This window comes from Pirellulales bacterium (assembly GCA_036267355.1).
GTDB lineage: Bacteria > Planctomycetota > Planctomycetia > Pirellulales > DATAWG01 > DATAWG01.
In genome coordinates, this window is the sequence record DATAWG010000061.1 from 1 (window position 1) to 14844 (window position 14844).

Consider the following 14844-nt stretch of genomic DNA (forward strand, 5'->3'; position numbering starts at 1 on the left):
TGGCCGACGGCATACGGAGTATGCCTGCTACGTAGTAGGCACACTCCGTGTGCCGGCGGCGATGCCGATTCGCTCTCGCGCGCAATCGGACGCCGCTAAAACTCTGCTCCATCAATCCTCCGCTTTGCCCGTTCTTGCTCGCTCTCGAACAGCACTTGAACAGGGTGATGGCAGGCGTTTCAAGTGGCCGACGGCATACGGAGTATGCCTGCTACGTAGTAGGCACACTCCGTGTGCCGGCGGCGATGCCGATTCGCTCTCGACAGCCCCAATCGCGTTGGCGCCGGAAAAGATGGCGGGAGAGACGCCTTGTGCGCTTCGGGAACATGGGTTTCTAAAACCTTTTGCCTCTTCCAACTGGGTCGGCCGATTCGGGCGCTAGTCTTGTCGCCTGCGGTAATCGCCGCGCCGCTTCACGCTTGTTTCGCGGGTTCGTCGACTTCGGTGGGAATCGCTGCCGGCGCGGCGACGAACACGGTGCAGGGCGAATGCTCGAGCACGTGGCCCAACCAGGGGATCGGCCGCTCGTCGCGGCGCGATTCCGACCACGGCTCTGGAAAGGCCACGACGATTAAATCGTAATGGCCCTCGCGGGCCAACTGCACGATGGCCGGCCCGGGCGATCCGTTCAGCGGCAGCACGTGAGTCTCGCGGCCCAGTTTTTTGGCCCATTGTTCGTCGGGCACCAAGGCGCCGGTGCCATTGCTCGCCGCGTCGCGAACCTCGGGCGGCGGAACCGCCACCAAATCCAACGTCACCTCGGCATCGAGCATCGTCATCACGGCTTGGAACAAGTCGTGGCTGGTCGAGGTGCCGTCGTGGGCCAGCAGGACGCGGTTCACGCCCAATCCGGCCGCCCGCAATTCGGCCACCGAACGCGCCTTTTGCTCGCTCAATTTGGGAATTCGATTGCCGCCGGCCAGATCGAGATGCACTTCGCGATCCCGACTGACGATTCGCACCGTCAGCGGCACCGGCTTGCTATCGCAGACGTTGAACCAATAGAGGGCCAGCTGATCGAGCTGTTCATCCGCCGTGTTCTTGTTGGAAACGCCGACGATCAACTCCTGCACTTGCAAATCGTGCGCGGTGCGCACGACGGCATAGAGCGGATTGTTCGTGGGAATAATCAGCGGCACGACTTCCTTGCCGCTCTTTTCCGCGCGCTCGACTACGGCGGTCATCAAGCGTTGATCGTAGGTGTCGAGGTCCTGCTCGGGCGGGCCGAAGAAATGGGCCGGCCCGCTTTTGGCCGTCATCACGATCACCGAAGTCGTGGCGGGGTCCGACTCATTCAGCGCTTTTTCCAGCATGAACAGGTTCTGCGGCGAGCGGATGGCCACGAGCTTGCGGAACGGATGGCCAGTAAGGCCCAAGCCCTCGACGGTGAGGTTGGTGGTTTCGGCGCGATTGAATTGCTCGCGATGTTCGTGGTGTGCGCCCTTGCGGCCACGTTCGTAATACAATTCGCTGCTGATGAACACGAGCAAGAAGCCGATCGTGAAGCCCAAGCCCCACACCGTCGCCACGTTCTTCGTAAACAAGTTGGCGATCGCCGCCGCCAGCAACACGAGGAAAATCAGGACCAATCCGAGCGGAAACTCGACGGTGCCGATCTTGATGTTCAACGGCACCATGAAATCGCGCGGTTTGCGGTCTCGGAACCGCAACACGACCATCGCCATCGCCTTGAACACGAAGCTCCACACGACGCCGAACGCATAGGCTTCGCCGAGCACCAACAGATCGCCACGGCTGACGAGGATCGTAAACAACTGCATGACGATCACCAGGATCAACACGCGATAAGTCGTGCCGAATTTCGAATGCGGCTTCAACAGCCAATCCGGCAGCACGCCGTCTTCCGCCACGCGGTTCAACACGCCGTTGGAGCCGATGATCGCCGTGTTCACAGCTCCGGCAAGAATCAGAAACCCGATAATCACGACGAATGCCCGCAACAGCACTCGCGACCATAGCGGACCGATCACATTCATCGCCAGCCCGCCGATCAGATTGTCGGAATAGATGGGCATTCGCTGGGCGTCGGGAATCATGATCACGGCCAGGAAACTGATGCCGGCGGTGAGCACGAGGCTATAGACGAAAACGATGAACGCCGCGCGTTTGAAGTTTTTCAGCTTCGGCGATTCCACTTCCCGATACACTTGCGCGAGCGTCTCCTCGCCGCTCATCGCAAGGATCGAATGCCCGAAGGCAATCAGTATGCCGAGCATGCCGATGACGCTCAGCCAACTGCGCGCCGGCGCGGTGTGCAGCGCCACCAACTCGTGATCGACGTGTGTCAGGGCCTGCGCAACCGGCGCGGGGGCGATGGCCGGCGGACGGTTCAAGAATCCGAGCGGGCTTTGCAATTGGCCGGTGTCGGGGTCGGGGTGCGCTGAGAAGTCGGGCAACAAAGGCACTTTGTTCGTCGGGCCATGAATTGCCAGCGTCAGACCGCACCAAGCGAGAATCACCACGGCCATCACCGTCGTGGCGTACATGATCTTCAGCGCCTTGCCGCTCGACTCATGAATGCCCAGAAGGTTCTGCCGGAAGAAATAGACCGTGATGATGCACGCTAGGACCACGGAGCCCCAATCCTTAAAGGGCTTGATGTGTTGGGGAAGGATATGGAAGGCGGCTGGAAGGTAGTGATTGTCGATCTCGACGGCGAGGCCCATGATGTATTGGCCGGCCGAGACGCCGCTGATGGGGCCGGTGAGCACGTAGTCGAACATCAAGGCCGACACCGACAGCTTGGCCAGAAACCCGCCCATCGCCTCTTTCACGACCCGATAAACGCCGCCGCGCACGAAGAGCGAGCAGCTTTCGATATACACGCTGCGCACCGCGTAGCTGAACAGCATCACGGCCAGGATAAACCATGGGGCGGCGGCGCCGACCGAGGCCTCGACGATTCCGCCGATGTAGTAGGCCGTGCTGGCCAGATCGCAGAGCACCACCGCGGCCGTGCGCCAATAAGAGATGAAGCGAAACATGGCGCTGCTGACGACGATCACATGACCGTCTTCCACCATGCGCCTCAACGTCGGCTTTTGAGAAGGCACTTCGTCCAACGACGACATAAGGGGTTCCTAGGGGGACCGATCGGATTACATGCCAACCGCAAGCGCCGGGCCCATTGGCGCGGCGAGTCGGCTGGCAATCCAATCAAAGGCGGTTCAAAAACATCCTCTTCCTTCGTGGAAAAGGACGGCATCAGAGCCGAGTCCTGGCGTGGTCAACTCACTTGAGCTCCTGCTGTGCGGCCTTTCCAAGCCGGAAAGAGCCGCGATCGCGACCGCCTGTCAGAATCAATTGTCCAATATGCTAATCCAAATCGTGCATTTCGCAAGACACCTGGGATGCCGGGCAGCGGTGCGGTTCGCCGTAGGTCAGCCTTTCTAGGCTGACGAAGCGCGAGGAATGTCAGGCCGGAAAGCCTGACCTACCTGGAAAGGCACCCTACCGGGACGCCGAACTACGGGCGAATCACCCAAGATAACGGCTGAGAAGCAGCAGCGCCAGCAAGATCAGGATCGCGATGCCGACCAGATAAGGCCCGAGCTTGCGAAAAGGTCCGCCTGCTGCAGCGCGGCGTGCCGGTTTGGCCGGAGCCGGCTGGCCGGTGAACGGCACGGCGGTGTCAGCTTGCAGCGGCGGAACGGCGGCACCCCCGATCGCCACGGGCGAATGATGATTCGCCGAATAAGCTGCCGACGCAACTGCCGAATTGGCCGAAGATTGCGCCCCCGCCGGCGCCTGCGATTGAGGCCCGCGCGGATCGAGCGCGGCCATGAACTCGCCGGCCGTGCGAAACCGCGCCCTCGGATCTTTTTCCAGCGCGCGAGCGATGGCGTGGCCAAGGCCTGTGCGGGCAATCTCGGGCGGCAGCGGCGGCAGCGGAGCGCCGTCGTGCAGCATCAACACTTGCACGGCATTCGGATCGTCGAACGGAACGTGGCCCGTGACCATCTGATAAAGCGCGATTCCCAGCGAATAAAAGTCGCTCGCCGGCGTGAGCGATTCGCCGCGGCACTGCTCGGGGCTCATGTATTGCGGGGTCCCGAGCACTCCGCCGGGCGAGGTGAGCCGCGTCGTTTCCGCCAGCCCGGAGCCATCTTCCGTGCCGGCCACTTTGGCGATGCCGAAGTCGAGCACCTTGACCATGTCGGAGCCGTCGGTCGTGCGGCAAATGAAGATGTTGTGCGGCTTGAGATCGCGATGGATCACGCCGAGCGAATGCGATTCTCCCAAGGCATGGAGCGTTTGCCGGGCGATGCCGGCCGCACGCTCGGGCGGCAGCCGGCCCTCGCGCTCGACGAGTTGCCGCAGCTCCTCGCCGGCAAGGAACTCCATCACGATATAGAAATCGCCGCCGGGAATTTCATCGAGATCGAGAATTCGCACGGCATGCGGGCTTTTCAGCATCCCGGTGAGCTTCGCCTCGCGCTTCAGCCGATGGCGGAGCGATTCGTTCGAGCGCGTCCAGGGGAGGAGAACCTTGACGGCGACGGTCTGGCCGGTTTGCAAATCTTCGGCGGCGTAGACGATTCCAAACGAGCCGCGTCCCACTTCGCCTTGAACGCGGTATCGATCTTGAAAAATAACGCCGGTTTGCAGCATCGCCTATTTCCCCTTTTCTTCATTTCTACCCCAACCACCGCCACCGGTCGAGGCCGTTGACGGCAGCGATTGAACACTTCTAAAATTGGGGCGTCGCCAGTTTTCATCTCTCGCCGCTCGAATATTGTGCCAAGCTAAAGTTCGACCCAAAAAAGAGTCTGAGCTTTTTCGATCCACGGGAGACGCCGACCTATGGCATCCCGGATACATCGACGCTCGCATTGCGTTTGGGCGGCTGGTGTTCGCAAAGACGGGGATTCCGACTGCCGCATTGAGCGAACGCTTTGCGGCAGGTGAGTCAGTCGAGCATCTCGCCGAGGACTACGGGTGCAAAAGGGACGATGTCGAAGAAGCCATCAGGTGCGAGCGGATTGCCTTCGACGCCGCCGCCTGAATCTGTCGTGTTCTTCACCGACAGATGTTTAGGCGCATTCGACGTTCCGGTCGCGCTTCGCAACGCCGGCTTGATTGTCGAAATTCACAAAGATCATTTCAATTCCGACTCGAAGATCATATTTGGCTAAGCGAAGTGGGCCGCCGAGGATGGGCAATCTTGACGAAAGACAGGCGTTTTCGCAGTCGTCAGTTCGAGGTCGCGGCGTTGATGCGCTCGAACACTTGACATCTCGGCGGCGGGCTCTGAAAATCGAGGCTGCGCGGTTGCGAAGCCTCGGCCGCTGCTTCCTGTCTGTTCATCGCCGCCACGAGATCATGCATGGCCACCGCTCCCGCAAAGCGATTTGCCGCGCAGGTGGCCCGGCGACTACGCCAAGCGTATCCCGACGCCCATTGCGCGTTGGATTTCACCAGCCCGCTCCAGTTGCTCGTGGCGACGATTCTGTCGGCGCAATGCACCGACAAGCGCGTGAACATGGTCACGCCCGAGCTGTTCGAAAAGTATCCGACTGCCGCCGATCTTGCGGCTGCCTCGGTGGCGGCGATCGAGCGGATCATCCAAAGCACCGGATTCTTTCGCAATAAAGCCAAGAACATCCAAGCATGCTGCCGAAAATTGGTCGAAGAACACGGCGGCGAAGTGCCGCAGTCGCTCGATGCTTTGGTGACGCTGCCGGGCGTCGGGCGGAAGACGGCCAATGTCGTGCTCGGAACCGCGTTTGGAATCGCCTCGGGCGTGGTGGTCGATACGCATGTCTCCCGGCTCACGCAGCGGCTCGGGCTGACGGCGGCGAAAGACCCGGTGAAGATCGAAGCCGATTTGATGGCCGAGTTGCCGAAGCGCGAGTGGATCGATTTTAGCCATGAGCTGATTCATCATGGCCGGCAGATTTGCATCGCGCGCCGGCCGAAATGCAATGCATGTCCGCTCGACTCGCTTTGTCCGAAGATTGGCGTCGAAGCGAGCCCGCTGGCGGGAGGCAAGAAGCAAACGTCTCGTACCACCCGATCCCGATCGCAGCCTGTGCCGACATGATTCTTTCCGGTAGCGAAATTCGCCGCCTGTTGGGAGCCGACATCGTGATCGATCCGTTCGATCCGGCCCGGCTCAATCCCAACAGCTACAATCTGACGCTGCACCACGAGCTGATGACGTATGAGGAGGTGGTGCTCGACATGCGGAAGGCAAACCGTGTGCGGCGGATTGAAATTCCGCCGGAAGGATTGGTGCTCAGCCCCAACCAGCTTTATCTCGGTCGAACTGCCGAACGCACGGAAACGCACAACTTCGTGCCGATGATCGAAGGGCGATCTTCGGTCGGGCGGCTGGGGCTGTTCGTGCACGTGACGGCGGGGTTTGGCGACGTCGGTTTTTGCGGCTATTGGACGCTCGAAATGTTTGCCGTGCAGCCGGTGCGGATCTATGCGGGGGTGCCGATCTGCCAGATTTTCTACCATCAAATCTGCGGCGAAATCACCGAATACGCCAGCGACAAATATCAGCACAACCGCGACATTCAGCCGAGCCTGTTGTTCAAAGAATTGAGCCCCGACGCGGCCAAGAGCCCTCAACTGCGGCTCGACTTCGGCATGGAGCGCTCGCACTGAGCCGCGAACGAAGCATTTTGTCACGCGAGCCGCGGGGATAGCGGAGGGAGATGCGGAGGGAGCTATAGAAAAGAATAGTTTTCGGTCCATTCTTGTAGTCCCAGCGGGCCGGGGTTTTGCGTCTACCTGTCCTGCTCCCGTTATTCTCTCCGTGTCCTCCGCGACGCCGCGTGAGCTTTTCGTTTTTCCGTGCGCTTTCGGCACTGATCTGGACTCGCGTTTTCTAAATGATATGATGACAAGAAGTTAAGAGGGAGCGGCGCGCGCCGCTTGCGTGGATTTACAGCAAATTTTATTGGAGTAGCCTATGGCGCAGAAAGAGAAAGAAGAAGCGTTGGAGGTCGATGGCGTAGTGCAACAGGCGTTGGCGAACACGCGATTTCGTGTGCAGATCGAAGGTGGCCACACCGTGACGGCGCATGTCGCCGGCCGCATGCGAAAGAATTTCATCCGCATCGTTCCAGGGGATCGAGTGAAAGTGGAGCTTTCTCCCTATGATCTCACCAAGGGGCGAATCACGTTCCGCGAGCGATAAGACGCGGCGGCGGGTGCTGGTCGCGAACGGGGCAAAGTGTCTTGCCGATGCCGGGCTCGGATGCCCTGTCGGCACAACACGTTTCTTCCACGGCATTCTTGCCGCATCGATCCCTGCGCGCCAGTGCAGCCCGCGTTCGGGCCCCGTTGTTTTCTTCGCGCCATCGAGCGAAGTTGCAACGAGAATGACCGTCTTTTGAATAGAAACCGCAAATTTTTTTGCGGAACCCCGCAAAGCGAGCGGTACTTTTTGCACGTCGCGGGGTTAAAATCATTCATACATGGCGGACTCTCTTGAGAAGAGGCGGTCCGAAAAGCCTAAGTCCTTTTGGCCAGAAGGTCTTTTGGCGGCGATATGTTCGTGTGCATCTTATGATAGGCAACGAGGGACTGCGGGCATCGGCCGCCGCGAGCGATCGCGGAAGGAGCGCCAAAGGGCGCGTTCGCAATTGCGATCGGCAGTTCTCTCGACGGACCATTTTGTCCTGAATTTTGGCTCAGCGATTTGGCTCAGCGATTTTGCTCTGCGACGCATTAGCGTCCATTCAGGCAGAAAAATACAGGTGTTTAGTGTCAATTTCGCCAGCGACGGCTCATGTCGCCCAGTCTGCGCACGTACGATCTCGATCGCTGCGGGCCGGCAAGAGCGTGTTGCTGTTGCTTGTTTGCGGACTGCTTTTCGCCGGAGGAAGTTTTGTCGGCGGATTGCTCCTCGGCCAGCATGAATCGGCCCTTCCCCAGCATGGCAAACCGCTCAGCTTCTACAAGGGTAACTCGGAAGAGCGCGTCGTTCCCGAGCCGGCTCAAACTCTCAAGGGGGCGATTCCCGGCGAGTTCGAGCATCAGGCGGCGATCATGATCGGCGCCAATGAGATGCTCGCCTACCATCCGCGGACCTTCATCCAAATGGTGGCGGCGCTGTATAAGAAAACCAAGGTGATGGGGCTGATTTGGAGCGAAGAGCAGCGAACCGACGCGATAGCCCTGCTCAAGGCAAATAAGCTTCCGGCGGACGCAGTTGATTTCTACGTCTGGCCGTCGAGATCGATGTGGGTGCGGGATTACGGGCCGTTCTTCGTCATGGAAAGCAAAACCGGCCCGGCGCATATCGTCGACTATGCCTATATCCAGCCCAATCGCGACTATGGTGCGCTGTTCAGCGCCACCTTCGCCGGCACGTTCGGCTATCAATTCAGCCGTGCCGAACTTTCGTTCGAAGGGGGCAACATGCTGACCAACGGCGATGGCCTTTGTGTCACGACCAATGTTCTATTCGAACAGAACTTGCCGCGCGGCTACGACGAAAAGCAAATCGGCGACATCCTCGGACACGATTTCCAGTTTACTCGCTGGGCGCATTTGAAACCGCTCGACGGCGAGCCGACCCACCACGCCGATATGTTCTGCACGATTTGTGGAACGAACCAAGCCGTCATCGGCAGCTACAATCCGGACGAGGATCCCGCGAATGCGGCCGTTCTCGACGATAATGCCGCCACGCTCGCTAAGAACGCGACCAGCAAAGGCCCCATGCAAGTCGCGCGGATCCCGATGCCGGATCATCGCGACGGCAACTGGCGCACCTACACCAACGTGATCTACGCCAACGGCACGATCCTGGTGCCGCAATACGGCGGCGGCGATGTCGACCGCGACAAAGCGGCGCTCGCCGTTTACCGCAAGCTCTTGCCGACCTGGGATGTCGTGGCCATCGATTGCTCGACGTTGGCCGACAAGCGCGGCGCGCTGCACTGCATCTCGTTCAACATCCCCTGGCTCCCCGAAGCGGCGCAGTAAGGCTCAACGACTGTCGAGGTGTGGCCGTGTGCCACTGGCCAGCGAAGTCGGCCAGTGTGAGCGCCGCTGGACTCGGCGATACCCTCCTGCACGTTGCCGTTTGGCGAGTATTCTCGCGTCAGACGCCTCCGATCCGGAACGTCAACTCGCCGGCCGGCACTGGCCGACTGCGCTGGCCAGTGCCACACCAACGAACAAGCGCCAAGCCATTCGACGATTGGCGAGGTGTCGGCCGTGTGCCACTGGCCAGCGAAGTCGGCCAGTGTGAGCGCCGCTGGACTCGGCGATACCCTCCTGCACGTTGCCGTTTGGCGAGCGTTGCGCGATTGCTATCGGCCGGCTTCTTGGCGCATGCCAGCGGCCGCGGCCGGCTCTTCATTGAATTCCTGCCGCACGGCGAGAAACTCCGGCTCGCATTGCAGGAAGGCCGCGACCACATCGGGGTCGAAATGGCTGCCCGATTCGCCCGTGATAATCGTGCGGGCATGGTCGGCGCCGAAGGCATCTTTGTAGACGCGCTTGCTGGTCAGGGCGTCATAAACGTCGGCCAGCGCGACGATGCGGCCGCAGAGCGGAACGTCCTCGCCGCGCAACCCCTTGGGATAGCCGGTGCCGTCGTAGCGTTCGTGGTGGGTGGCGGCGATGTCGCGGGCCATTTGCAGAAAAGTCGCCCCGGGATATTCGTGCAGCGCGGCGTCCAACGTGTCGGCGCCGATCGTGGCGTGCGACTTCATCACTTCGAATTCTTCGGCTGTCAGCCGGGCCGGCTTCAGTAGCACGCTATCGGGGATGCCGACCTTGCCGATGTCGTGCAGCGGGCTGGTGAGGTAGATCAACTCGATGTATTTGTCGTCGATCAGCTCAAAGAATTTCGGTTGCCGGGCCAACTGCTCGGCCAGAGCGCGCGAATAACGGCGCACGCGCTCCAGGTGCGCGCCGGTTTCCGGATCGCGCGATTCGGCTAACTTGGCCAACGCGAAGATGGCCACGTCGCGCGTTTGCAATGCCAACACCCGCTCGCCGGCCCGCACCCGCACCAACAGCTCAGCCGGGTTGAACGGCTTGGAGATGAAATCGTCGGCGCCGGCCGACATGCCTTCGACCACCTTTTGCCGGCTATCGTGGCTGGTCAGCAAGATGATGTAGACGTAGCCCGATAGGTCGCGTTTGCGAATTCGCGTGCACAATTCCAAGCCATCGAGATTGGGCATTCCCCAATCGGAAATCACCATTTGGCAATTCCGGCGGCGAAGCACTTCGAGCGCTTCGATGCCGTCGTGGGCGACTTCGATCTCGTAGCCGGCCGATCGTAGCGCGTTGCCGAGCAACGCAAGCGCGATGGGATCGTCGTCGACCGTCAGGATTCGCATGGCGTCGCTTTGCGTGCGGTAAAAAACGTGGGTTGCCGGCTGTGGGTGCCGTCTTGAATCATTCGTGTAATTCGGTCAATTGCGCGGGGAGAGCGTCAACCAGGCGCCGAAGTTCGGCGGTCAACCGCTGGCAAGCGGAAGGAATGGCGGCGGACGAAGCGCTGCGGGCCAACTGCTCCAATTCGGCGGCGGCTTCCCAAAGGGGAAATGCCGAAACGTCGCCCGCCGTCCCCTTCAGGGCATGCGCCGCCCGGCTCAGCGCTTCCATGTCGCCGGCTGCCACCGCGTCGTCGATCTTTTGTTTCTGCCGCGGCAGCCCATCGCCAAACATCTGCAGCACCCGCCGGCATAATTCCAGGTCGCCAAGGCAGCGTTCGAGCAGCGCGTCGATTTGAATCGGAGCTGCGGGATTTGCATCGGGCGCGCCGCAGGTTTTCGTCCGGCGGCTCGGCGCATGCGAATCGTCGTCGGGCAAACCGCTCGGCCATTCGCCGACTTCCGGCGCAGCCGCGGCCGGCGATCCCTCCTCTCGTCGAGCAGCGTCCAGTAATTCTTCGATCGTTTCGATCAAATGCAGCGTGTCGATCGGCTTGGCGACATAACCATCCATCCCCGCGTTCAGGCATCGCTCGCGATCTCCGTTGATCGCGTTGGCGGTTAGCGCAACGATCGGCAGCCGAGCGGCGGAGGCCGACTGCTCCCCGCGGCGGATGGTCCGCGTGGCCTCGAAGCCATCCATTCCCGGCATTTGGCAATCCATCAACACCAGGTCGTAGCGTGCGTCCCGCACGGCTTCGACGGCCGCTTCACCGTTGTTGACGATCCGGCATTCGTAGCCGAACTGGGAAAGGATCGACGACGCGACGAGTTGATTTACTTCGTTGTCTTCGGCCAGCAAGATTCGCCGTCCCGTTCCGCGGCGCTGCGTAGCCGGCTTCAAAGCCGGCGCTTGGTCGGCGAGGCGTCGTCGTCGAGTGGCGGCTGAAACGGCGTCGATGATCGTGTCGAACAATCGCGATTGCCGCACTGGTTTGGGTAAGCAATCGGCCAGCCCCAGTTCGTCCATTCGTTGCGCCGAGAGAAGTTGGCCGGTCGAAGTGAGCATTAGCAGGGTGGTGCCGCGGATGGTCGGGCGGGCCTTGATTTCCCGCACCAATTGCAGGCCGTCCATTCCCGGCATTTGCATGTCGAGGATCGCCAGGCGATAGGGGTTTCCCCGCGCGGCAGCCGTTTCCAATTGCTCGATGGCCTCGGCGCCGCCGCCGACGGCCGTGTGCCGGAATCGCCAGCCATGAAGCTGGGCGGCAAGAATCTCGCGATTGGTGGCGTTGTCGTCGACGATCAGCACCCGCATGTCTGCCAGGTCGGCGGGGGGCACGCGCTTCGGGTTCGTGCCGGCTTGCTTCTTCAGCGCGATTTCGAAATGGAAGGTCGATCCGCGACATTCTTGGCTCTCGAATTCGATCGTGCCGCCCTGCAATTCGACCAGTTTCTTCGACAGCACCAAGCCGAGCCCCGTCCCGCCATACTTGCGCGTCGTCGAGGGGTCGACTTGCGAAAATGATTTGAACAGCCGATCTTGGCCGTCGGCGGGAATTCCGATTCCGGTGTCGCGCACCGCAAACCGGAGCTTCACGCCGGCCTCGGATTCGCCCAGCAGCCGCACGTCGATCACCACCTCGCCGCTTTCGGTGAACTTGAGCGCGTTGCCGGTGAGGTTCACGAGCACTTGCCGCAGCCGATCCGGATCGCCCCGAACATGCGCCGGCACGTCGGGATGGATCGACGTGATCAATTCGATCTTCTTCTCATGTGCCCGTGGGGCAAACATCTCCGACATATCTTCGACCAGCGCATACAGGTCGAAATCGATTTCGTCCAGCTCGAGCTTGCCCGCCTCGATCTTGGAGAAATCGAGGATATCGCTGATCAGGCTCAGCAGCGTCTCGGCCGAGGTGTGGGCGACTCGGGCGTAGCGGCGTTGCTGCGCGTCGAGCGGCGTGGCGGAGAGGAGTTCGAGCATCCCGACCACGCCGTTGAGCGGCGTGCGAATTTCATGGCTCATGTTCGCGAGAAATTCGCTTTTCGCACGGCTGGCCGCCTCGGCCGCTTCTTTTTGCCGGTGCAGCTCCGCCGAGTGCCGCCGTTGGGTGATGTCTTCGATCGAACCTTCCACCGACTCGAATTCGCCGTTGCCGTTGCAAACGGCCCGAGCATTGATCGAGATCCAAATCGGCGTGCCGTCGCCGCGCGCGGCCGGCATCTCATATCCGGCAACCGTGCCATCGCGCTGCAATGTTCGGACAAACTCCGGCTGGCTTTGTGGACCGATGTCGAATTGCCGGATGACGGCCGTCGGCGACGCGATCATTTGCTCGGGCGATTTGTAGCCGAACATTCGCGCCATCGCCGGATTGGCATCGTGGAGCTTGCCGTTGAGCGTGGCGACAAAAATGCCTTCGATCGCGTTCTCGAAAATGCTGCGGTATTTTCCTTCGGCGCGCCGGGCCGTCTCGACCAGTTGCCGATGCGTTTCGATCTGCCCGCGCAGAATCCGCGTCTGGGCCCGCATCAGCAGGCGGATATCGAGCAGCCCCCAGCGGCCGGGAGAGAATTCGATCACCACGGGGTCGTAGATTTGCGATTCGTCACGCACCAGCGCCAGACTGGCGGCATCGTGTACGCGGGTGTTGGCCGGCAGCAGCAAGAAATCCTGGGAGTCGATTCGCTCGAGAAATTCGCTTAGCGGCCGACGAAAATAAACGTCTTGCCAGAATGGCCGCGCGATCTGCTCCATATATCGCAGTCGCGGCACGACGCCCAGCAGCGCGGAGGCGTCTTGCACGATCACGCCCGGCAACGCGGGATCCTGCTCGAAGCGGGCTTGCAAGATATGCGTCAGCGTGTCGCCAGGCATGCTCACCATGCTGACCGGCAACTCCGATAGCCGGCAGGTGGAATCGAGTTTATCGGGCAGAGGTGCGAGCATGGTAACAACAGGCCGGTGCGAGGAAAATCAACGCTCGGGTTCCGCGGCGACCCCCAAGCCGAATCTGCCGAGAGCGATGGCGCGGCCCTTCTTGAAGGTAGCTTATTGCCCGGCAATTGCCGCACCGAGCCGCCACCCGAAGCGGCGAAACGTACGATCTGCCACCTTGTACCGCCCGCAAATTCGCGGCTCGCTGGGCAATCTTCGCTGTATCCGTTACGATCCGTGCAACCATCACCCATTTTCGGTTGCACGCAAACGGTCCTCACCGGTCGTGAAAGAATGGGGGACGGGCACCTCAGGGAAACCCGTCTTTTTCGGTGTTTTTTTCGACCGGGTTCGGAGCCAGTCCCCATTCGTTCATGCGCTCTCACCACTGGCCGCCGCCATGCTTCCCGCTGGATTTTCGTTCCAACTGCAACACGTCGATGCGAGTTCGCAGGCGCGGCGATCCGTCTTCGGCACGCCGAATGGTGCGGTGCAATTGCCGGCGTTCATGCCCGTCGGCACCCAAGCTACGGTGAAAGGGCTCGAAATCGATCAAATTCGCGCGACCGGCGCCGAGATGATCCTCTCGAACACTTACCACCTTGCCCTTCGCCCCGGCGAACGGGTGGTCGAAGAACTTGGTGGGCTGCACCAGTTTATGGGCTGGGCCGGCCCGATCCTAACCGACAGCGGCGGATTCCAGCTATTCAGCCTGGCTGCGATCGTGAAGATCGCGGAAGAAGGCGCCGCTTTCCGCTCGCATCTCGATGGCGATCTGGTGCAACTTTCGCCGGAACGGGCGGTGGCAATTCAAGAATCGCTCGGTTCCGACGTGGCGATGGTGCTCGACCACGTCGTCGCCTTGCCGAGCCATCGCGACCGGGTGCGCGATGCCATGCAGCGCACCGTGCGGTGGGCGGCCCGTTCGCAATCCGCCCATCGCCGAGAGGACCAGGCTCAATTTGCGATCGTGCAAGGCGGGCTCGATCCCGAGCTACGGCTCGAATGCACCGAACGGTTGCGGGAAATGGATTTTGCCGGTTATGCCGTCGGTGGCTTGAGCGTCGGCGAAACACCCGCAGAAATGTACCGCGTCCTCGACGCGACGGTCGCCGCATTGCCGGCCGATCGGCCGCGATATCTAATGGGCGTCGGCCGGCCGCAAGATTTGCTGGCCGCAATCGGTCGCGGCATCGATTTATTCGATTGCGTGCTCCCCACGCGAAATGGCCGCAACGCAATGGCCTATACCGGCCGCGGCACGATCCGGTTGCGAAACCGGCAATACGCCCTTGATCCGCGTCCGCTTGAGGAAAATTGCCCATGCCCGGCCTGCCGCCGCAGCCGCGGTTATCTGCGGCATCTGTTCATGGTCCATGAAATGCTCGGCCCGATTCTGTTGACGGCCCACAATCTGACCTTCTACCAGCGGCTCTTGGCGGGGGCCCGCGAAGCGATCGCCAACGACCGTTTTAGCGCTTTCGCCGCCGAAAAAATCAACGCCTGGAGCGCCCCGCCGCCCGCCGACGA

At 61.2% G+C, this 14844-nt stretch carries 9 protein-coding genes; 5 read left to right on the forward strand and 4 right to left on the reverse strand.

The window, feature by feature from the left end; translation table 11 throughout:
- Positions 1 to 413: 413 nt before the first annotated feature.
- Both VHX65_09580 and VHX65_09585 read right to left on the reverse strand, forming a co-directional pair.
- Positions 414 to 3092: an amino acid permease gene (locus tag VHX65_09580; GenBank protein ID HEX3998787.1), complete on the reverse strand. Its 2679-nt coding sequence runs from the start codon at positions 3090 to 3092 to the stop codon at positions 414 to 416.
- Between the two features lie 406 nt (positions 3093 to 3498).
- Positions 3499 to 4632 (reverse strand): serine/threonine-protein kinase, encoded by a 1134-nt coding sequence (locus VHX65_09585; protein ID HEX3998788.1) that lies wholly within the window; start codon positions 4630 to 4632, stop codon positions 3499 to 3501.
- 715 nt (positions 4633 to 5347) lie between these two features.
- Between VHX65_09585 and nth the strand changes: the two genes are divergently transcribed.
- From nth to VHX65_09605, 4 genes are all read left to right on the forward strand, one after another.
- Positions 5348 to 6064 (forward strand): endonuclease III, encoded by a 717-nt coding sequence (gene nth, locus VHX65_09590; GenBank protein HEX3998789.1) that lies wholly within the window; start codon positions 5348 to 5350, stop codon positions 6062 to 6064.
- Positions 6061 to 6636: a dCTP deaminase gene (gene dcd, locus VHX65_09595; GenBank protein ID HEX3998790.1), complete on the forward strand. Its 576-nt coding sequence runs from the start codon at positions 6061 to 6063 to the stop codon at positions 6634 to 6636. Before nth ends, dcd begins: the two co-directional genes overlap by 4 nt.
- A 307-nt stretch (positions 6637 to 6943) precedes the next feature.
- Positions 6944 to 7171, forward strand: coding sequence for a translation initiation factor IF-1 (infA, locus tag VHX65_09600; GenBank protein HEX3998791.1), 228 nt, complete (start codon positions 6944 to 6946; stop codon positions 7169 to 7171).
- A 569-nt stretch (positions 7172 to 7740) separates the two neighbouring features.
- The gene (locus VHX65_09605; protein HEX3998792.1) at positions 7741 to 8967 is read left to right on the forward strand and encodes an agmatine deiminase family protein; all 1227 of its coding nucleotides are present in this window, start codon (positions 7741 to 7743) and stop codon (positions 8965 to 8967) included.
- A gap of 329 nt (positions 8968 to 9296) precedes the next feature.
- Here VHX65_09605 and VHX65_09610 read toward each other — a convergent pair whose 3' ends face one another.
- Both VHX65_09610 and VHX65_09615 read right to left on the reverse strand, forming a co-directional pair.
- Positions 9297 to 10337 (reverse strand): response regulator, encoded by a 1041-nt coding sequence (locus VHX65_09610; GenBank protein ID HEX3998793.1) that lies wholly within the window; start codon positions 10335 to 10337, stop codon positions 9297 to 9299.
- A gap of 58 nt (positions 10338 to 10395) precedes the next feature.
- On the reverse strand, positions 10396 to 13326 hold the full coding sequence (locus tag VHX65_09615; protein ID HEX3998794.1) for a response regulator: 2931 nt from the start codon (positions 13324 to 13326) through the stop codon (positions 10396 to 10398).
- A 388-nt stretch (positions 13327 to 13714) separates the two neighbouring features.
- Between VHX65_09615 and tgt the strand changes: the two genes are divergently transcribed.
- The coding region (gene tgt / locus VHX65_09620) for a tRNA guanosine(34) transglycosylase Tgt (GenBank protein ID HEX3998795.1) at positions 13715 to 14844 on the forward strand (1130 nt) is incomplete at its 3' end.